The 17,905-nt window shown below is 70.6% G+C and carries 21 protein-coding genes; 7 read left to right on the forward strand and 14 right to left on the reverse strand.

Annotation, left to right across the window (positions count from 1 at the left end; translation table 11 throughout):
• Positions 1–55 precede the first annotated feature (55 nt).
• Positions 56–1,186, reverse strand: a complete 1,131-nt coding sequence (locus IH68_RS0123440; protein WP_030938416.1) for a dihydrofolate reductase family protein — start codon at positions 1,184–1,186, stop codon at positions 56–58.
• Positions 1,187–1,249: 63 nt separating this feature from the next.
• On the opposite strand from IH68_RS0123440, the gene IH68_RS0123445 reads away from it, so the two are divergent.
• Both IH68_RS0123445 and IH68_RS0123450 read left to right on the forward strand, forming a co-directional pair.
• Positions 1,250–1,765: a MarR family winged helix-turn-helix transcriptional regulator gene (locus tag IH68_RS0123445; protein WP_030938419.1), complete on the forward strand. Its 516-nt coding sequence runs from the start codon at positions 1,250–1,252 to the stop codon at positions 1,763–1,765.
• Positions 1,766–1,889: 124 nt separating this feature from the next.
• The gene (locus IH68_RS0123450; RefSeq protein ID WP_030938421.1) at positions 1,890–2,522 is read left to right on the forward strand and encodes a GTP cyclohydrolase II; all 633 of its coding nucleotides are present in this window, start codon (positions 1,890–1,892) and stop codon (positions 2,520–2,522) included.
• A gap of 48 nt (positions 2,523–2,570) precedes the next feature.
• Here IH68_RS0123450 and IH68_RS0123455 read toward each other — a convergent pair whose 3' ends face one another.
• Both IH68_RS0123455 and IH68_RS0123460 read right to left on the reverse strand, forming a co-directional pair.
• Positions 2,571–3,728 (reverse strand): sensor histidine kinase, encoded by a 1,158-nt coding sequence (locus IH68_RS0123455; RefSeq protein WP_030938423.1) that lies wholly within the window; start codon positions 3,726–3,728, stop codon positions 2,571–2,573.
• Between the two features lie 302 nt (positions 3,729–4,030).
• Positions 4,031–4,582: an NADPH-dependent FMN reductase gene (locus tag IH68_RS0123460; protein ID WP_030938426.1), complete on the reverse strand. Its 552-nt coding sequence runs from the start codon at positions 4,580–4,582 to the stop codon at positions 4,031–4,033.
• Positions 4,583–4,780: 198 nt separating this feature from the next.
• On the opposite strand from IH68_RS0123460, the gene IH68_RS0123465 reads away from it, so the two are divergent.
• Together IH68_RS0123465 and IH68_RS0123470 are read left to right on the forward strand one after the other, a co-directional pair.
• The gene (locus IH68_RS0123465; protein WP_030938428.1) at positions 4,781–5,332 is read left to right on the forward strand and encodes a ribonucleoside-diphosphate reductase; all 552 of its coding nucleotides are present in this window, start codon (positions 4,781–4,783) and stop codon (positions 5,330–5,332) included.
• Between the two features lie 129 nt (positions 5,333–5,461).
• Positions 5,462–5,719, forward strand: coding sequence for a hypothetical protein (locus tag IH68_RS0123470; protein WP_030938430.1), 258 nt, complete (start codon positions 5,462–5,464; stop codon positions 5,717–5,719).
• A gap of 92 nt (positions 5,720–5,811) precedes the next feature.
• On the opposite strand, the gene IH68_RS0123475 is transcribed toward IH68_RS0123470, so the two are convergent.
• The 4 genes from IH68_RS0123475 to IH68_RS0123490 form a co-directional block, all read right to left on the reverse strand.
• Positions 5,812–6,081, reverse strand: a complete 270-nt coding sequence (locus IH68_RS0123475) for a hypothetical protein (RefSeq protein WP_030938432.1) — start codon at positions 6,079–6,081, stop codon at positions 5,812–5,814.
• Positions 6,082–6,249: 168 nt separating this feature from the next.
• The gene (locus IH68_RS0123480) at positions 6,250–8,625 is read right to left on the reverse strand and encodes a glycoside hydrolase family 3 C-terminal domain-containing protein (RefSeq protein WP_051833693.1); all 2,376 of its coding nucleotides are present in this window, start codon (positions 8,623–8,625) and stop codon (positions 6,250–6,252) included.
• A gap of 137 nt (positions 8,626–8,762) precedes the next feature.
• Positions 8,763–9,167 (reverse strand): hypothetical protein, encoded by a 405-nt coding sequence (locus IH68_RS0123485; protein WP_030938436.1) that lies wholly within the window; start codon positions 9,165–9,167, stop codon positions 8,763–8,765.
• Positions 9,168–9,364: 197 nt separating this feature from the next.
• Positions 9,365–9,712 (reverse strand): hypothetical protein, encoded by a 348-nt coding sequence (locus IH68_RS0123490; RefSeq protein WP_037885099.1) that lies wholly within the window; start codon positions 9,710–9,712, stop codon positions 9,365–9,367.
• Positions 9,713–10,041: 329 nt separating this feature from the next.
• Between IH68_RS0123490 and IH68_RS0123495 the strand changes: the two genes are divergently transcribed.
• The gene (locus IH68_RS0123495; RefSeq protein WP_030938441.1) at positions 10,042–10,257 is read left to right on the forward strand and encodes a hypothetical protein; all 216 of its coding nucleotides are present in this window, start codon (positions 10,042–10,044) and stop codon (positions 10,255–10,257) included.
• A 42-nt stretch (positions 10,258–10,299) separates the two neighbouring features.
• Complete coding sequence (locus IH68_RS0123500) at positions 10,300–10,698, forward strand: DUF5994 family protein (protein ID WP_030938443.1); 399 nt, start codon at positions 10,300–10,302, stop codon at positions 10,696–10,698.
• A gap of 221 nt (positions 10,699–10,919) precedes the next feature.
• On the opposite strand, the gene IH68_RS0123505 is transcribed toward IH68_RS0123500, so the two are convergent.
• Positions 10,920–11,171, reverse strand: coding sequence for a hypothetical protein (locus IH68_RS0123505; RefSeq protein WP_030938444.1), 252 nt, complete (start codon positions 11,169–11,171; stop codon positions 10,920–10,922).
• Between the two features lie 166 nt (positions 11,172–11,337).
• Here IH68_RS0123505 and IH68_RS0123510 point away from each other — a divergent pair, with 166 nt between their 5' ends.
• A complete protein-coding gene (locus IH68_RS0123510) occupies positions 11,338–11,808 on the forward strand; it encodes a DUF5994 family protein (protein ID WP_030938457.1) in 471 nt (156 codons plus the stop codon).
• 7 nt (positions 11,809–11,815) lie between these two features.
• Here IH68_RS0123510 and IH68_RS0123515 read toward each other — a convergent pair whose 3' ends face one another.
• From IH68_RS0123515 to IH68_RS0123540, 6 genes are all read right to left on the reverse strand, one after another.
• Positions 11,816–12,583, reverse strand: coding sequence for a GAF and ANTAR domain-containing protein (locus IH68_RS0123515; protein WP_051833694.1), 768 nt, complete (start codon positions 12,581–12,583; stop codon positions 11,816–11,818).
• On the reverse strand, positions 12,580–13,320 hold the full coding sequence (locus tag IH68_RS0123520) for an ANTAR domain-containing protein (protein WP_030938461.1): 741 nt from the start codon (positions 13,318–13,320) through the stop codon (positions 12,580–12,582). Before IH68_RS0123520 ends, IH68_RS0123515 begins: the two co-directional genes overlap by 4 nt.
• A gap of 64 nt (positions 13,321–13,384) precedes the next feature.
• On the reverse strand, positions 13,385–13,753 hold the full coding sequence (locus IH68_RS51800) for an STAS domain-containing protein (RefSeq protein ID WP_051833695.1): 369 nt from the start codon (positions 13,751–13,753) through the stop codon (positions 13,385–13,387).
• A 1,183-nt stretch (positions 13,754–14,936) separates the two neighbouring features.
• Positions 14,937–15,458 carry a hypothetical protein gene (locus IH68_RS57245; protein WP_234341530.1) on the reverse strand — a complete coding sequence of 174 codons (522 nt, stop codon included), beginning with the start codon at positions 15,456–15,458 and terminating at the stop codon, positions 14,937–14,939.
• Between the two features lie 20 nt (positions 15,459–15,478).
• Entirely contained in the window at positions 15,479–15,790 is a 312-nt protein-coding gene (locus IH68_RS57250; RefSeq protein ID WP_051833696.1) for an STAS domain-containing protein, read from the reverse strand.
• A 1,071-nt stretch (positions 15,791–16,861) separates the two neighbouring features.
• Complete coding sequence (locus IH68_RS0123540; RefSeq protein ID WP_234341532.1) at positions 16,862–17,905, reverse strand: hypothetical protein; 1,044 nt, start codon at positions 17,903–17,905, stop codon at positions 16,862–16,864.

Raw genomic sequence — 17,905 nt, forward strand, 5'->3', positions numbered from 1 at the left:
CCGGACGGGCTGAAAAAACCATGCCGAACGGCGGTGAGATATCAGCCCGCCAACTTCACGCCAACAAGTGCTGGTTCGGTGCCGTTGCCCGCTCCTCGTACTCCCCCAGTACGACCACCTCGACCCCCTGCCCGGCCAGCAGCCCGCTCCCGTCCGCCCCCGCCACGAACGTGTCCGGCTCACGCCAGGCCGTGACCACCCGTCGTACCCCCGCGTCGAGGATCAGCCGCGCGCACGGCTTGGGGCGGGAGGCGCGGTGGGCGCAGGGTTCCAGGCTGCTGTAGACCGTCGCCGACGCCAGCCTCGGGTCGGCGGGGTCCAGCTTGGCCAGGGCCGCCTCCTCGGCGTGGACGACCGGGTCGTCGGCCTCGCGCGAGTGGCCGCGGGCGAGCTCCGTGCCGTCGGCGGCGACGATCACCGCGCCGACGCTGAAGGCCGTGCGCGAGGGCGGGCACTCGGCCGCCAGGTCGCAGGCGAGGGCCAGCCAGTGGTGGTCGGCGGCGGCGGGGAGCGGGCCGGTGCCGGGGGCCGTGGGCTCGTAGCGCATGAGGACGACGTCCTCGATCCGGCGGGTTTCCGTCAGGCGCAGGCGGCCGGGCTGGTAGGCGCCGGGGCCGAAGAGACGGGGGGCGTCCGGGTCGCCCACGAAGAGGGGCGCCAGGACGAGCTGGAGCTCGTCGGCCAGGCCCTGCTGGAGGAGCTGGGTGTGGATCGTGCCGCCGCCCTCGACCATCAGGCGCCGCACGCCGCGTGCGTCGTGCAGATGCTCCAGGAGGCGGCGCCAGTCGAGGTCGGGGCCGAGCGGGACGACGTCGGCCGCGAGGCCGAGGGCGCGGGCCCGTTCGGCGCCCTTGTCGGTCGTACAGACGATCTTCGCGCCGCCCGTGTGCCAGAAATTCGCGGCCGGGTCCAGGTCTCCTGAGCCGCTGACCGTGACCTTGAGCGGGTACTCCGGCTGTCCGGCCGCGACGCGGGCGGCGCGGCGCTCGGGCGAGTACACCAGCAGGCGCGGGTTGTCGGCGCGGATCGTGCCGGCGCCGATGAGGATCGCGTCGACGGAGGCACGGACCTCGTCCACCCGGTCGAAGTCCGCCGGGCTGGAGAGCAGGAGGCGCTCGGGGCCGGTGTCGTCGAGGTAGCCGTCGAGGGAGACGGCGGCGGACAGCAGGACGTACGGGTACGGCATCGGACGCGCTCACTCTCGGCGGACAGGCTTGGTTAAAGTTTGAAACAAACCTACACTGGGTGCATGACGACTCGCTGGCTCACGGAGAAGGAGCAGCGCGCCTGGCGCGCGTACATCGCGGCGACGCACCTCCTGGAGGACGCGATCGACCGGCAGCTCCAGCAGGACGCCGGCATGCCGCATCTGTACTACTCCATCCTGGCCAACCTCTCCGAGGCGCCGGACGGCAGGCTGCGCATGACCGATCTCGCCGAGCGGGCGAAGATCACGCGCAGCCGGCTGACGTATGCCGTGACCCGGCTGGAGAAGGACGGTCTGATCCGGCGCGAGGACTGCCAGTGGGACAAGCGCAGCAGCTTCGCCATGCTGACCGACGAGGGGATGGCCGTGCTGGAACGCACGGCGCCCGGACATGTGGAGACCGTGCGTTCGCTGCTCTTCGATCAGCTGACCCCGCAGCAGGTGGAGCAGCTGGAGGAGATCTTCTCGGGCGTCGTGCAGGCACTGGAGCGGGAGGAGGAGCGCCCCACCTCGGAGGACGTTCCCTGGCGCCGCCGCTCCTCCGGGCCGTGTTCCTGAGGCGGCCCGGAAATCTGACGTATCCCGAAAAACTGTTGCTTCAAATTTAAAGCATGGGGTAGGGTTCCCGACCATGGATCTGCTTCAAAACTGAAGCAGGTACGGACGGACCCCGGAGACCCGCATGACCGACTTTCCCGCCGCCACCCCGCGCTCCCGCGTCCGCGTCCCGCTGCGTTTCGGAGACGGCTACAGCGTCGACGCCGAACTGGTCACCTTCCACGGCCTGACCGACGGCCAGGAGCATGTGGCCGTCGTCCTGGGCGACCCCGCCCCCGGTACAACGCCTCTGGTCCGCCTGCATTCCGAGTGCCTGACCGGCGACGTGTTCGGCTCGGCCCGCTGCGACTGCGGCCCGCAGCTGCGGGAGGCGGTCGAGCGGATCGCGGACCGCGGCGGCGTACTGCTCTACCTGCGCCAGGAGGGCCGCGGCATCGGCCTCTACAACAAGCTGGACGCGTACGCCCTCCAGGACCAGGGCCTCGACACGTACGAGGCGAACGCGGCCCTGGGTCTGCCCGAGGACGACCGCGACTACACGGCGGCCGCGCAGATGCTGCGCGCCCTGGGCATCGACAGTCTGGACCTCCTGTCCAACAACCCCGACAAGGCCGGCCAGCTCCGTGAGCTGGGCATCGACGTCCACGACCGTGTTCCCACGGGCGTCTTCACCACCGCCCACAACGTCCGCTACCTGCGCGCGAAGGTCCTCCAGACCCAGCACACGCTGCCGCTGGCGGAGCTGAACGCGGGCTGACCCGGCCAGGCTCGGGCCGATGACCGCGCGGTGCCGCGCAGCCGCCGCTCACCACACGCACGGCAGCAGCACGTCGATCACCGTCGGCCCGCCGGCCGGGCTGGACACCTCCATGGTCCCATCCAGCGCGGCGACCCGTCGGCGCATGCCGAGCAGTCCCGAACCGCTCGTCTCGTCGGCACCGCCGTGGCCCTCATCGGCCACCCGCACCCGCAGCCCGCGCCTGAGCCGCTCGAGCCGGACCGAGGCCCGCGGTGAACCGCTGTACTTGGCGGCGTTGCTGAGCGCCTCCGCCACCACGAAGTACCCGGCCGCCTCCACCGCGGCGGGGGCCCGCAACCCGTCGTCCTCGAGCCGGTCCACCTCCACGGTCACCTGCAGTCCTCCCCAGCCCGCGGCCAGCGCCCGTACGGCGCCGACCAGGCCGCGGTCGGTCAGGATCGGCGGGTGGATGCCGCGCACCACCTGGCGCAGCTCCGTCAACGCCTTTTCGGCCTGGGCCTGCGCCTCGTCGAGCAGCTTGCGGGCGGTCTCCGGGTCCCGCTCGTAGGCGCGCTTGGCGAGCCCGATCCGCATGGACAGGGCGACCAGGTTGGCCTGCGCGCCGTCGTGCAGATCGCGTTCGATACGGCGCAGCTCGGCGCCGTGCGCGGCGATCGCGTCGGCGCGGGTGGCAGCCAACTCCTCGACACGCGCGGCAAGTCGGGCCTTCGGGGACGGCTTGAGCAGGGCGGTCGACCAGTCCGCCTCAAGGTCCGCGATCCGCACGATCAGCGGCAGGACGAGGGGGGTCCGGCGCAGCAGGCCGCACCACACGCCGTCGACCACCAGGCCGACGGGCCACAGCGGCAGCGCGAGGGCGAGCAGGGCGCCGTAGAAGTAGTCGGCGACCATCCAGCGCAGGTCGGTGAATGTGCCGGGGTCGCGTACTGCCGTACGGATCCGCTCGCGGAGGGGCCCGGTGAGGGGCTGGTACGCCTCGGGGATCCGCTGCCCCGTCCACGCGGCCGTCATGCTCCGCTTGGCGCCCGCGATCCGCCGGATGATCAGCACCGTCTCGGGCAGCATCCAGGCGCCGACCACTGCCAGCGTGGCGATCACGGTGATGATCAGCACCGTGATGAAGATCCACAGGCAGAACGCCATCGCCGCGGCCAGAACGAGATGGACCGTGGCCCGCCACGCCTGCCGCACCGTTTTCCCCATGCCGCCACGCTAAGCGACCCGCACCCGGCGGCGCGGTGTAGCGGGCTACACCATCTGCGCCGGTCAGACGCGGGGCGGGCACTTGTGCCTGCGGGCAGTCGTGCCTCCCCCAGTGCCTCAAGGGCCTGGGAGGTACCCCCCGTTTTTCGCCCCCGCCGCCCTTACCCGTCCCGTACCTGGGGGGGCGGCCGCCCCCCAGACCCCCGCTTTCGGCCTGAACGGCCTCGTCCTCAAACGCCGGACGGGCTGAAAAGATCAAAATCAGCCCCTCCGGCAGGCCGGCCCGGCGCACTCCCAGCGCCTCACACGGGCCCGGCCGCCCGAGCCGCCAACAGCCGTAGCACCTCCGCGACTTGGCGGCGTGCCTCCGGGTCGGCGACAACCCCGTCCGCACCGACCGTCTCCCGCCCCACCGCGATCCGCACGCAGGCCGGCTCCACGATGTCGGCGCCGGTGTAGCCGAGCACCGTCCGCAACGTGGCCTCCGCACCCTGCCCGCGCCCCGGCGCGGCCGCATTGACCCAGGCCACCGGCTTGTCACAGATCTCGGTGCCGCCGACCGTCCAGTCGAGCAGGTTCTTGAACGCCCCCGGCAGGGTCCCCGCATACTCCGGAGTGCAGACCAGCACCCCGGCCGCCCCCTCGATCGCCGTCCGCAGCCCGGCCACGGCCTCCGGCAACGGGGCCACGTCGTCATCGGGGTTGAAGTGCGGAAGGCCCGCCAGACCGCCGTACAGAACAGCCTCCACCGGCACAGACGGCGCCACGGCCTGCGCGGTACGCAGCACGGCCTCGTTGGTGGAGCCGACGCGCAGACTCCCGGACAGCAACAGGATCACCGGCACTGTGGACATCCGCCCAACTTACTGCGCACCAGCCTCCCTTCCGGCGTGCCACAGCCGGTTCTTCACCCTCCCACCCTTATCTTCAACCCCAACATGTGGTGGCTGGCGGCGAGTTGACTCCCACAGATTGTGTACAAGGGTGCGCTCTGCCGGAATTGGGCCACGCATGTCCGGACAGCCGCAGATCGACGACGAGTGAGGGCGTTCATGACTGAGCGATTCGGGGACGGTACGACACGGGTGGCCGGCGAGACGCGGGCGGCGGCCCGGCCCGCCGTATCGCATCCCGCGAGGCGTATGCGGTCGACGACCCGTTCATTCAGCGTCGGCGAGGGCAAGGGATACCTCACCGTCGCGCACTCCCCCGACGGCCGCGTCGCCGAGGTGATGGTCCGCATGGCCAAGCAGGGCTCCACGCTCGCGGGCATGATGGACGCCTTCTCCTCGACCGTCACCCGGGGCCTCCAGCACGGCGTCCCGCTCGAAATCCTCGTGGCGGACTACGTCGGGACCCGCTTCGAACCCTCCGGCCTGACCAACGACCCGGACATCAAGCAGGCGGGCTCCGTCATCGACTACGTCGGCCGCCGCCTCGCCCTCGACCACCTGCCCTACGAGACCCGGGCCGGCCTCGGCATCCTCACCGCCGCAGAACGCGCCGCGAAACAGACCCTCGACGGTGTCGGCGACGCCGTGTGGACCGATCTCGTGGGCCTGTCCATGTCCGCGCCGTTCGTGGGGCGACCGCGCCGGGACTGAAGGTCGTACGAAAAAACGACACGGCGCGCGGACAACCGCAAGATCCCAAATGACTACTATCAGTGCATATATTGTCACAATACGTAGCCACGCCAGGGCGTCCCGCCCGGGTTAAGAAAGGGTCTAACCATGCGCAAGTTTCAGCGCGTTGCCGTCGTAGCCGCAGCGATCGCGGGCCTGTCCGCCTTCGGTGCCGGCGTCAGCTTCGCCCACGACCACGGCCACGAGGACGAGGGCGTCACCGCGGTGGCCAACTCGCAGTCCAACGCCGTGGCCTACGACGACGACAGCCGCAGCGGGCGCCACGGCAGCCCGGACGCTGCCCCCGCCTTCACGACGGGAAGCGACTTCAGCCTCGGGAACGTCACTCCGCCGGCGGCCAAGTAACCAAGCCCCGCCCAGCAGGCCGCGGTCACGGCCGCGGCCTGCTGGGCGGATCACCCAGCAGGCCGCTTCAACCGACAGCAGTTTTCGACGACCTACTTGCCGAAGCTGTTGCTGCAGCCCATGTCCGAGCCCTCCGTGGTGCTCTGCGCGCCCGGGTTGCCCTCGCCGTTGAGCGCGTTGCCCAGCAGGCCGTTGATGAGCCCGACCTCGCCGAGGACGCTGATGTTCAGGTCGTGCGACCTGCAGGTGGTGCTCTGCTGGACGCCGAGACCACCACCGTCGGCGTGGGCGACACCGCCACTCAGAAGCCCGACACTCCCGAGGGCGGCGACCAGGACGGCGGCCTTGCGAAGCTTGTGCATGTCATCTCCGATGGAGCGAAGTGGATGCGACCTGTGACAGATCAACTCCTTGCTGCAACGGGAGATTAGTGCGAAATACCCCAAAAAGGACGGCAGCGCGCCAGGTTTCGTGATCTCGCACGTGATCCGGCACGTGATCCCGCAGCGAAACCGCCGCGGCGGACCCCGTCAGGTGACTCGGAGAGTCGCCCGTCGGCGGATGTCCGTCGAGGAGCGCCCGACCTTGATCTCGAACGTGCCCGGCTCGACGACCGTGCGCAGTTCGTCGTCCACCAGGGTGAGGTCCCGGCTCGGCCTGATGTCGAAGGTGACGGTGGCCCGCTGCCCGGGCTCCACATGGGCCTTCCGCACACCGCGCAGCCGGATGTACGGCAGCGACACCGACGCCTGGTTGTCCGTCACGTACAGCTGCACCACCTCCGTGCCGGCCCGCTGTCCCGTGTTGGTGATGTCGACACGCACCCGGGTCGTGGCGTCGGCCCTGACGGTGTCGTCGGTCAGCCGGATCCGGTCGTAGCGGAACGTGGTGTAACCGAGGCCCGCGCCGAACGGGTAGAGCGGTGTGGAGGGTATGTCGATGTAGTCGTCCGCGTCGGCTCGGGCGCGCTTCTGGTCGTACGACAGAGGGAGCTGGCCCACGTCACGGGGGAAGGTGACGGGCAGCCTGCCGGTCGGCTCGACGTCGCCGAACAGTGCCTCGGCGACCGCCCGGCCGCCGGCCTCGCCGGGCAGCCAGGCGATCAGGAGGGCGGGCAGGTGCGCGGCCGCCCAGCGCAGCGACAGTGCCCTGCCGGTGACGACCACGGCGATGGTCGGCGTGCCGGTCGCGTGCACCTCCTTCAGGAGCCGCTCCTGTACGCCGGTCAGGTCCAGCGAGGCGGTGTCCTTCAGTTCGCCGTCGGTGCGGTCGGGGGAGAAGTAACCGCCCTTGGTCTGCTCGCCGACCACGACGACCGCCACGTCCGCCTGGAGCGCCGCCGCTCGGGCGGCCGCGAGGCCGGAGGTGTCGGTTCCCGTCACCTCACAGCCGCGCGCGTGCACGATCCGTACGTCGTCGCCCACCAGTTCCCGGAGCGCCTCGCGGATCGAGGGGGTGGGATGCAGGGCGGGGTAGGCGTTGTACTCGCCCAGAAGGTTCAGCCGGTCGTCGGCGTTCGGGCCGATCAGGGCGAGCGTGCGCACCCGGTCGCGCGACAGCGGCAGCAGTTCTCGTCCCCCGCCTCCCTTTCCGGGGTCGTTCTTGAGCAGGACGAGCGACTGCCGGGCGCACTGGAGCGCCAGGTCGCGGTGCGCCGCGCAGTTGACGACCCGCTCGGCCCGGTCCGGATCGACATAGGGGTTCTCGAAGAGGCCGAGCCGCTCCTTCAGGGTGAGCACCCGGCGTACCGCACGGTCGAGCAGCGCTTCCTCGACGCCGCCCTCCCGTACGGCGGCGGCCAGTTGGTCGAGGTGGATCTCGTCCCACGACAGGCTGATGTCGACCCCCGCCCGCAGGGCGAGCCCGGCCGCCTCGCGCGCGGTGCCCGCCACGTGCTCGCGCACCAGACTGCGCACGTCGTTGCCGATGACGACCCCGCGGAAGTCCAGCTCGTCGCGGAGCAGTTCGGTGAGGTATCTGCGCGAGCCGTGCACCACGATCCCGTCCACGGTCTGCTCGCTCGCCTCGGTCATCAGCGCGCCCGCCGGTCCGAACCCCGCCCGCCACGGCTCCAAGTGGGTCTGGCGGAAGGCACGTTCGCCCACCTCGATGGAACTGGTCTCCAGACCACCGGTGTTGGGCGCCTCCATCGGGAAGGTGCACAGGGAGGTGACCACCGACTCGGGGGAGGCGAGGTCGTCGCCCTGCATCGCCGGGACCAGCGCCTCGACCATGCGCGCGGTGAGGTACGGGTCCTCGCTGAACGACCAGGCGCCACGGCCGTACCGGGGGTCGCGGTTCAGCTCGGCCATGATGGTGCTCAGCGCGTGGACACCGACCGCCCGTGCCTCGCGGGCCACCGCGCCGTACACGCGGCCGATCAGTCCGGGATCGAAGGTGGCGCCCAGCGCGAGCCCCTCGGGAAAGATGGTCGAGCCGGGTCCGACCGAGCCGTGGGTGCCCTCGCTGATCTGCAGGAGGGGGATGCCGAGCGGGTTGGCGCGGGCGAGGCGCTGCAAGTGGTTGTGCTGCAGCGCCTGTTGACGCGGGCTCAGTGGGTGGGGGACCGGGACGGAGCCGGAGAGGGACTGGTTGACCAGGCCGAAGAATCCCCCGCCCGGGCCCAGCGTGATCCGGTCCGCCTTCTCCCCGACCACCGTCTCACCGCGCACGTACGCCTCCCGGTGCTCGCGCGTGCCGGTCGGATCCGTGGAGTCGCCGAGGAGTTCCTGGGGCAGACAGACCGGGATGTTCAGCTGCGCGATCTTGTCGGCGACGGACATCCTGGCCAGCAGCGCATCGACTCGCCGTCCCCGGGGGGCCTTCACCATCGGCGTCACGAGCCCCGTACAGGCGGCCAGCGCCATGCCCGCGAAGGCCCGACGGGAGATCTTCGCTTTGTCCATGCCGGCAGCCTCGCAGCGTCGAACCGGACCGGTCAGCGGCCGAAATGCTGAACCACGGCGACTTTGGTCGCTGCTCGCGCCGACCGACGACTGAGGGGAATGTCCTTACGATCGTGAGGAATCACGGGCCCTGTGACTCACCTGCTCAGCCACGCCTCGATGCGTGCGGCCCAGGCGCGGTCGTCGGTCGTCTCCATGAATTCCTTGCGGTCGATCAGGAGGTAGACCTCCCCGGCCGGTACGGTGCCCAGGATCAACGGCTTGCCCGCGTTCAGCAGACCTCCGATGAAGCGGCCGTACAGCTCGGTGAACCTGACCTCCACCGAGGTGATGTCCGCTCGGCGCAGCACCAGATCCCCGGCCTCGCCCCAGTCGCCGAGCACCAGCCGGTCCTCGTGCAGGGAGACCTTGCCGCGGCGCAGGAACAGCGCCTTCTGGCTGACCACGCCGGCCGTCCTGTCCGCGGAGGTCTTGCGACGCAGCTCGTCGGCGGTGGCGCCCACGTAGTCGCCCCGGGCCCGGAGTGTCTCGTCTTCGCTCATGAAGCCAACGTGCCACCGGCCGCGGCGCCCACGCATCGGTCCTTCGTCCGCCGCCCCGTGACTTTGGTAGCCGGACACCGTTCCGTGCACCGACGAAAGTCAGCACCGGCACTCCGCCGCGTCACCCCCTCACGGATGGCCCCGAAACGAGTCGGCGCCCGAGCCGGCCGACGCCGACCCGAGCGCTGTATGGCAGGTCAGAGGCGGAGCAGGCGTTGGGTGATCTCCCGGTACTGCCTCAGCGCCAGATGGAGTTCGGCGACCCGCGTTTCGGGGTCCTGGTCCTGCCAGCCCGCGTGGAGGGTACGCCGCTGTTCGGCGAGGACGTCCATGAGCTGGGCGGTGACGTCGTCGAAGGCGCCTTCGGCTTCCTCCAGCGACTCACGCGGAGCATCGGGGAACGTGTTGACAGCCCGCCCGAGGCGTCTGGCGATCTTGTCTCGTGCCTCCGACGGGATCAGCGGTGCCGAGCCGGGGGCATGGCGTCCCGTGACGTCGCGGGGCTGGTCCGCGGGCTGTTGAGCGCGTGTCTGGTCGTACATCATCGAGTACCGCTTTCCTGTGCGTCGTGCCGGATGTCCGCGGTGGCACAGCCCTGAGCCGTGCAACCGTCACCATCCGGCGCCGGCCTGTGTCAGCGCGATGCCGCCTGCGACGGGCCGCGGTTTGCTGCACAGGCGGGAGTACGGTGGAGAAGACGAGGACTTTTCGTATGCCGGAACTCGGACCGGCTCAGGAGCGCCCTCTCGTGTTCCGGTCCTCGTGCTCCGGTGAGTCCACCAGACCACATTCCTTCCACCGCACGCCACCCCCGTCGTCAGGGGCAGCCCGTGACCCCGGCCGCGCCGTCCGCATCCAGGCCGAGGAGGCACGTATGCCGCTCAGTCCGAACCCCTCGACGAGGGTCACACCGTCCGACCCCGACCCGCAGCCCCAGGGCTACGACGGATCGTCTCCCCTCCCGCCGGATGGCCCGGTGGCTGCCGTGGGTGAGGCCGCGGTGGAAGCCGACTGTCACGCCGAACGCGTCGGCCGGGTGAGTGACGTGTGCCGGCCCACCCCGGAGCGCGTCGCCGCCCGGCGCGCCTGACATCACCCACTCATCCTTGTACTTCCGCCGGCAGGAGCTCTCATGACCTCCGCAGTGCAATCCCCGCCCCCCTCTCGTCCCCTCCTGCGCCTGCGCCTGGCACCCCGCGGTGACCTGCCGAGGCCCATCGACGGAGCGTGGTGGCCCCGTTCGTACGACCTGCTCGCCGAACTTCCCCAGCTGCTCGCCGGGTTGCCGCGCGCGTGGGGCCACATCACCAGCGTCACCGTCAACGGGGCGACCTGGTCCGCCGGCCCCGGGCGGATGCTCGTCGCCAACCAGGTCGTACTACTGCGCAGGAACCTCACGGCATCCGCCCCGCAGACCATCGTCCTGCTCACCCCCGGCCAGGGGCGCTGGGATCTCGTGGTCCTGCCCCCGGACACGACCGAGGAGGCCGCGGAACCGCTCATGGCGACCGCGGCCGACGGTCATATGTGAGCGATCAGGATCAGCAGGGTGGTGGCCACGGCGATCGCATCCCCATGGCGCGCCGCCGGTTCGAGCCCCGTGACGAGAGGGCACCCCCCGCTCGCGTCCTTGTCCGCTCTTCGGGCCTGCGCACGCTGACGATGCGTGCGGTCGGGCCCTGAAGGGGGCAGCCCGTGGCGGAGGATGAGAGATGGTCGCGGGCATCACGCAAGCCCCGTCTCCGGCCCGGCTCACTTCCTCCGACGGGCGTTCTCCACGGAGCGGCTGGTCTCCAGCCACGACTGTGCCGATTCTGCCGGGCGGGCGGTGTCCACGGTGAGGTCGAGGCGCGTTCCCCCCTCGGCGCCCGCGGGGTAGCTGCGCTGCTCGGTGGCGGCGAAGCAGCGTCGGAGAGCCTCCGCGACCCGACGGGCGGCCTCGGGCGAGGCGGCGACGACACGGACCTCGGCGTACCCGTCCGAGGGTGCTTCCATGGATTGCATGGCGACCTCGGAGTCCGATGCCCCGTTGGAAGACGGGCCAGTTCTCTCACTCTACGCCGCTGCGTCCCACGGCCCTCGCGGATGCCCCGCGGGCTCCCCGGCCGGGGAGTACCGTGAAGCCAGGAAGCCACGCCGTTCCCTCATCCCCGGCAGGCAGGCGAGAGTGATGTCCGACCCCCACTCCCCGCGCGTGACCAGGCTCCTGCCGGACGCCGTCCCTCAGGCCGTGAAACCCGGGACGGCCGTCGTACGGCTGGAGACGACACACGACCGCCAGGGAGTGCTCGACGGGGCGTGGTGGCCGCGCTCCCGTGACATCACGGCCGAACTTCCCGCCCTGATCACCGCGCTCACCGAGTACCTCGGGCCCGTCACACGCGTCGGCCTGGACGCCGACGCGTGGGACGCGCTGCCGACGCGAATGACCGTCGACGGGCGTGTCGTCCACATCGATTCCTCTCCGGTCGGCGACGACACCGTCCTGGTCACCCGGGGCGAGCAGGATCTCTTCTCCCTCCTCGTGGTCCCGCCGCACACGAGGCCCGACGCCGCGCGCGCCGCCATGGCCGAAGCGGTCCGCACCGACAACGTCACGCAGGCCGCGCAGATCCTCGTCGACACCGGTAGCGGGCCGTGAGAGGGGGTCAGCCGCGGCGGTCCTCGGATCGGCCCGGCGCCGGGGCGGGGATGTCCGCGGTGTCGAAGCCGCCCGAGATGATCCGTGTGGCGAGGTCCGCCAGGCGCAGGTGATGGTCGCGGGCGTACGACCGGAACGCGGCGAAGGCGTCGTCGACGGAGGTGTTCCAGCGCTCCGCCAGCACGCCCTTGACCTGCTCGATCAGGACACGGCTGGTCAGCGCGGTCTCCAGCTGGGTGTTCTCGACATGCGACTGCTCCAGGGTGCGCTGCTGGAGGATCGCGATGGTCGCCACGTCGGCGAGCGCCTGGGCCAGCGCGATGTCGTCGTCACCGAGGCGGAGGGGTGTGGTCTGGAAGAGGTTGAGCGCGCCGACGACGCGATTGCGCAGGCGCAGCGGGATGGCGTGCGTGCTCACGTACCCCGTCTCACGGGCCCGCGCGGCGAAGCGCGGCCAGCCCACGGTCGCTTCCCGGCGTGTCAGGTCGATGTTGGTCCGCGCGGCACCGGTGCGGTAGCACTCCACGCACGGGCCCTGGTCGTGCTGGAGCGCGAACAGCTCCAGCAGCCGGGTGTGTTCGTCCGAGGCGGCGATGATCTGCAGTTCCCCGTGCGCGTCCGCGAGCAGGATCCCGGCCGCCGACACGTCGAGCAGTTCGACGCAGCGCGCGGAAAGCCGCTGCAGCAGGTCGATGACGTCGAAGTCCTCGACGAGGGAGTCGGCGACCTCCACGAAGATCTCCGCCAGACGTCGTTCGCGGGCCATGCCGATCATCCCTTTCCACCATCGGGCGAATACGGCCCGCTCACATCGTCGTCGAATCGGAGCCTGCGGGCCACCACGTCCTGCGCCACCTCGCCGAGAGGGCGGCCGCTGGCATACGCGTGGGCCCGCAGACGCAGGAGGGCGACCTCCATGGACACGCCCAGTTGGACACTGACCATCCCCGTGGCCTGATGCACGGCCGCGCGGTGCAGCCCCGACGGCCACTCCGAGAACACGCCGGAGCCGGGCACGTCACCGTTCCGGCCCTCGCGGGGAGCCCCGTTCAGGAAGGCGCCGGTCAGCGCGGCCGTCAGGGCGGTGGCGTCCGCGTACTGCTGCTCGCTCAGCCGTCTGTTTCCGTCGCACAGCACGGTCAGGACGCCGACCCGGATGGCGCCGATACCCAGTGGGAAGCAGCACACACCGTGGACACCCAACTCGCGCGCGGCCGGCAGCAGTGCGGGCCACCGCTCGGGGCGCACCCGGTCCAGGTCCGGCTCCACGACAGGTGCTCCGATGCGGACGGCATCCGGTCCCGGGCCCTCACCGAGCGTGAGCTGGAGTTCCTCGAACCGAGCGCTCAACTCCGGATGGCACCACAGCGGTTCGGTCATCCGGCCGCCGTCCAGCAGCAGCGACAGCGCGACACCGCGGGCGCCCAGCACCCGCGCGCACTCGCGCCCCGGGTCGCCGGTCTCACCACGACGCAGCGTCCGCAGAAGGCCGGCCATGCCGTCGCTGATCACCGTTACCCGCTCCTCGACAGCCGGGGGGCTCCGAGGTGCGGCGCCGCCTGGCCTGCGCCGTACATTACGTGTCCCGGTGCGGCGCCGCACGGTCCGCGGTTATGCCCTGCCAGGCGTCCTGGGCACTCGCGTACCGGGGGAACCACTCCAGCAGACCGGCGGCCCGGAACAGGAGCGCCGCTCCCGGCCCGGTGTGGATCACGCGCACCCATCCACCCCGCCTGTGGCAGTCGTGCCAGGCCGCGCACAACGGCTCCAGGACGCTGCCGTCCATGAACGTCACGCCGCTCAGGTCGACGATCAGGAACAGCCGGCCGTCACCATGGCAGGCGTCCTCCAGACCACGGGTGAAGGACGACGCGGTCGCCACGTCCAGCTCACCACCCGCCCGAACCACACGGCACTCGTCGAACACGTCGGGATGCGGGCTCATGCGCCCCATCTCCTCAGTCGGTCGTACGGCTTCCTCCGTGCGCAGAGCCTCTGTTGCGCGGAACGGGACTTCACGGAGAGGGCCGGGGCCACGGGCGACCGTATGACAAGCCTACTGCTGTGGCGGCTCGGCCGGTCGTCCTTCCCTGACGCCCATGGACATGACCGTAAGCGACTGTTTCCAGGCGCTTACGGACGGGTTCCGAGGCGATGAGTCCAGAACAAGGGGCATGAGCGGAGACGTATCTGTTGCCCCCGAAATGTGGACGTACGGTCCCGCCGCGGCGCGTCGCGGGACCACGAGTGCGCCTCCCGCCGCCCAGGGGCCCGTTCGTCCTCCGTTTCGGCGGGAGGCGGGCGGGCGGGTCGTCCCCGGTCCGGCGGGCATACGGTGGGGGACAGGCACTGAGCGCAGTCGCGCAGCTGTCCGTACACCGTCGGCCCGAGACGTCGACGGTCGGTGCCCGGGGGCCCGAATCCTGCCTCGCGCCGGTGGACAGCCCTTCACACCGCAGCTCTGGAACCTGCGGGGCACTATGCGAAGGACCGCGTCGGCACTGGCCGGGCGCAGATCTCCTTTCGGTCGCCATGCCCCGCCGGTTTCCGCCCTGTGTCCACCGGGATGTCTCTCATGCCCTTCCCGGTCACCGGGGGATTCGTGCCGACACGGAGGCTCGCCCCGCCCCGCCCGGGGCCGGACCAGCCGGGCCGCCGGGCGCCGTGACGGATACGCCCCGGCGGCCGTCTGCGTGTCCACATGCACGTGCCGTCCGCGATGCGGCACGGCCCCGAAGTACTTTCGGCGCGGCCGACCCCCAGCTCCGTACGCGGGATCCGGTCATGTACCGCACGGCGTGTGGTCCGGCTGCGCGGTCGGACCGCGCAGCGCGGAGTCGGTGTCCGGCGTCGGCCGTATCACCGGCATCGGGTGAGGGGAGATGAGACGGCCGGGGCGGTTCGCGGGAACAGGCCGGGGCGTGGCTCCGCCGGTGCGCCCGTCGTGGTTCCCTGACGGCCACGGGCTCCCCACCCGCTGCCGGGTGCGGTGCGGCGACGCGGGCAGCGGCATCACGCCGGTCATGGGGGTGCTGCGCTGCCTCCTCTTCCACGTCCTCGCCGGCAACCTCGTCCATCAGATCGAGGACCACCTCTTCAGGGCGTCCGGCGGTGATCAGCCACGACCGTCACGTTTTCCGGCGTCTCCGAGGCCCGGGTAACCGGAGTTCGCTTTCCCGGGACAGGGTCAGGAGGCAGGGAGTGCCCCCACCCGGCAGCCCGACCATGTCTCCTTGGTTCCGCCAGTCCCAGGACTCGTACGCGGCTTGTCCGGCATCGTCGGCCGGACGGAGCAGCGCGACTCCGAGTGCGACGTGCCGATCGGCCAGCAGGCGCTGTTGCAGGCGCCGGGCGATGTCGCGGTGCTGGGGGTGCTGAGGCGCCACGACCTGGGTGAGGAGCAGGAAGCGGGCACAGCCGGTGAGCCGTTGGACGCTCTCCTGCAGACCCCGCTCGGACCGGGCACCGGGGCCCACCGGAAAACCGAAGGAACAGCCCACCAGCACCGTCGTCTCGGCGACCAGCAACGCGAAGCCGGGCCGCCGGGCACTGACGGCCAGCCGCCACAGGAACTCACCCCGCTCCTGGCCCACCTTCCCGGAAGAGCCCACGACCGACGACACCACCAGGTCGGCGATCTCCTCGGTCATCCCCTCCGCCTGTTGACGACTCAGCCGGCGCAGGCGGATCCCGTGACGGCGAGGAGGTGGCTGATCTGCACGCACGGATGGTGCAGCCACAGAGACGCATGCACCCGGTCGGCACGCCTCGACGTCGTCAGGAAGACATTCAGGCCCTTGGCGTCGCAGGAGCCGACGGTGGTGAGGTCGACGTCGATGATGGTCACCCCGTCGCGCAGACACCGCTCCAGCGCGGCTCGGAGCAGGGGCACCGTCCCCGGCCCGATCTCACCGGCGAGCGTGACGAGGGCCCGCTCCCCCCGGTCACGGCGATGGATGTCCAGTCGCTGCACAACCCTCACACCGCCCCTCGGCCGGGAAGCTCCTCGCCCAGGGGAGACGGCGGACGTGCTTCGATCGCGGCGGACATGACGCCGACCCGTCTCCGCACCGCCAGCTCGAGCGGTCCGGGGGTTCGTCTCTCGCCGAGGACGGCTCCGGCACGAGTACCGGAGTGCGTGATGCCCTCGGTGTCTCCACCGTACGTCGCCGGCCGCCCCGACCCACAGCGCCGGAGGGGCTCACCCGAAACGAGCGCACCGCCTGCCGAGCGGCTCATGGAGACGACATCCGGGCAGACGGTCCACCCGAGGGGCACACTGCCGAACCCCTCACTCACCGGGTATCCACTGAGGCTGCTTCCACAACCTGCCGCAGGTATCGATGTTTCCCGCTCGCGCGGATCCACATCATGTGCCCCTCGTGCCGCACCGGCCGCTCACACATCGCATGTTCTCGTTTCGGAAGTCGCTGAAGGGATCTCGTAGCGGGTCTGGCCTGGTGAAGTGGCCGATGGTGACGGCCGGATGGCTGCCCGGTCCTGCCCGGCCTGTGGTGAGCGGCTGCAGTTGGACGTCGGCCGGGCGGGATCGGTTCTGTTCAGCGGTGTGTCGCTCCAGGTACCGGCATCAGGCCCGCCGGGTGCGAGCGAGAGTGGCGGCCTCGACCAAGGCCCGGAACGCCGCGAAGTGTCCGTCGTGCGGGAGGCGGTGGACGCCCGGCGTTGACCATCCGGCGGGCACTTCCACCGCTCAGCAACCCCGAAAACGAAGCGGCGCCCGACCCGACCGAAGCCGACCCGGACGCCGCACAGCAGGTCAGAGGGCATATCCCCCGCCTACCACCCGTAGGCCCTGTGGGACTCGAACCCACAACCAATGGATCAAAAGTCCTGGCGTGATCTTGCTGGGTGGGTCCGGGCGCTGTGTCGGTGTCCGGACCCACCTGGGCAGGGCAGGTGCTGCCCCGTGCTTCGTCCACACCGAGATGGTCTCTGCCGGATCATCCGCTCACGCATCGCTCACGCATCCCGGCTCGCGCAATGAGAGGGGCCTGCGCACCGGACGACGCGTGGAGGCCCCTTTCGCACAGGCTCAGAAGCTCGTCAGCGTCCCCGGCAGATCGAACGTCCGGGACGTCCCCTTGTTCAGGTCCACCACGGCCGCGGTGTTGTCCGAGACCATCACCCAGCCACCCCGCGTCTGCCGCAGCAGGGACGAGCTGTCCATGCCTTTGACCGTCACGCGCCGCAGTTCACGCCCGCTTCTCCGGTCCAGCTCGATGAGATCGCTGTCCTCCCCGAAGTTCACCGCGATCACGACTGTGTTCTTCGACGCCTGCAAGGCATCGACCCGTCCGCCGACTGCGCTGACCACCGTTGCCTCGTCTGCGTTCTTCAGGGTCACTTTCACCGTGGTTTCCTGGCTGTCCCGGGTGGGGGTACCGGCCAGGACTGGGGTGCCTGCTGGACATGCAAGTTGCTGCACCTGCACGCCGCCGGCCTCCCCGACCTGCCTGGTCCTGCCGGTGGCGAGGTCGAGCACACTCGCCTTCACGTCGGACCCCTGTCCGGTAGCCAGGCACACCGTGTCACTGGACGGATCGGACGCCGCCAGCGTGACCGGTCCCGGAACCTGCACGTCCCGGACTTTCTTCCACGTCTTCGCATCGCGTACCAGCACACTGGTGGTTTTGCTGCCCGCCGTGGCAGCATCCTGATCGCTTCCGGAGGAGTCATGAACGGTCGCGACCAAGCTCTTGCCCGGCACGAGTTCACGCAGCCGCTCCGTATCGTTCTTCTCATCCAGGGCGTGCCGGGCGGTGTTCAGTGTGAAAAGCCGGTCTGGACGCTCCTCTTTGCGGTGCGTTGACAGCCACCACGTCCCGTCGGCCAACTGCACGAGCTGAGGAGCCAGCGCGTCATCGTCGCCATCCTTCTGCGGCACAACAGCCAGCGCCTGCGCGTGGTGAGCTTCTGGATTGATGCCGACCACCACTGTGTGCCCGGACACGCTCGCAGTCACAAACGTCTGCGATCCCTTCCAGTCCGTTCCCAACTCCACATCGTCGGAACCGGAACAGGAGGCCAACAGGGCAGCGGACACCGCGAGCGCGGCGTACGACGTCTTGCGCCGCAT

This window comes from Streptomyces sp. NRRL S-646 (assembly GCF_000720765.1).
Taxonomy (GTDB): domain Bacteria; phylum Actinomycetota; class Actinomycetes; order Streptomycetales; family Streptomycetaceae; genus Streptomyces.

Coding starts and splice junctions, on each gene's coding strand:
- IH68_RS0123455 (WP_030938423.1), bottom strand. CDS start 3,728: ATGGGGAAAACGGTGCGGCAGGCGTGGCGGGCCACGGTCCATCTCGTT.
- IH68_RS0123460 (WP_030938426.1), bottom strand. CDS start 4,582: ATGTCCACAGTGCCGGTGATCCTGTTGCTGTCCGGGAGTCTGCGCGTC.
- IH68_RS0123485 (WP_030938436.1), bottom strand. CDS start 9,167: ATGAGCGAAGACGAGACACTCCGGGCCCGGGGCGACTACGTGGGCGCC.
- IH68_RS0123470 (WP_030938430.1), top strand. CDS start 5,462: ATGCGCAAGTTTCAGCGCGTTGCCGTCGTAGCCGCAGCGATCGCGGGC.
- IH68_RS0123540 (WP_234341532.1), bottom strand. CDS start 17,905: ATGCGGCGCAAGACGTCGTACGCCGCGCTCGCGGTGTCCGCTGCCCTG.
- IH68_RS51800 (WP_051833695.1), bottom strand. CDS start 13,753: ATGAGCCCGCATCCCGACGTGTTCGACGAGTGCCGTGTGGTTCGGGCG.
- IH68_RS0123505 (WP_030938444.1), bottom strand. CDS start 11,171: ATGCAATCCATGGAAGCACCCTCGGACGGGTACGCCGAGGTCCGTGTC.
- IH68_RS0123490 (WP_037885099.1), bottom strand. CDS start 9,712: ATGATGTACGACCAGACACGCGCTCAACAGCCCGCGGACCAGCCCCGC.
- IH68_RS0123445 (WP_030938419.1), top strand. CDS start 1,250: ATGACGACTCGCTGGCTCACGGAGAAGGAGCAGCGCGCCTGGCGCGCG.
- IH68_RS0123480 (WP_051833693.1), bottom strand. CDS start 8,625: ATGGACAAAGCGAAGATCTCCCGTCGGGCCTTCGCGGGCATGGCGCTG.
- IH68_RS57245 (WP_234341530.1), bottom strand. CDS start 15,458: ATGACCGAGGAGATCGCCGACCTGGTGGTGTCGTCGGTCGTGGGCTCT.
- IH68_RS0123465 (WP_030938428.1), top strand. CDS start 4,781: ATGACTGAGCGATTCGGGGACGGTACGACACGGGTGGCCGGCGAGACG.
- IH68_RS0123510 (WP_030938457.1), top strand. CDS start 11,338: ATGTCCGACCCCCACTCCCCGCGCGTGACCAGGCTCCTGCCGGACGCC.
- IH68_RS0123495 (WP_030938441.1), top strand. CDS start 10,042: ATGCCGCTCAGTCCGAACCCCTCGACGAGGGTCACACCGTCCGACCCC.
- IH68_RS0123440 (WP_030938416.1), bottom strand. CDS start 1,186: ATGCCGTACCCGTACGTCCTGCTGTCCGCCGCCGTCTCCCTCGACGGC.
- IH68_RS0123515 (WP_051833694.1), bottom strand. CDS start 12,583: ATGATCGGCATGGCCCGCGAACGACGTCTGGCGGAGATCTTCGTGGAG.
- IH68_RS0123475 (WP_030938432.1), bottom strand. CDS start 6,081: ATGCACAAGCTTCGCAAGGCCGCCGTCCTGGTCGCCGCCCTCGGGAGT.
- IH68_RS0123500 (WP_030938443.1), top strand. CDS start 10,300: ATGACCTCCGCAGTGCAATCCCCGCCCCCCTCTCGTCCCCTCCTGCGC.
- IH68_RS0123450 (WP_030938421.1), top strand. CDS start 1,890: ATGACCGACTTTCCCGCCGCCACCCCGCGCTCCCGCGTCCGCGTCCCG.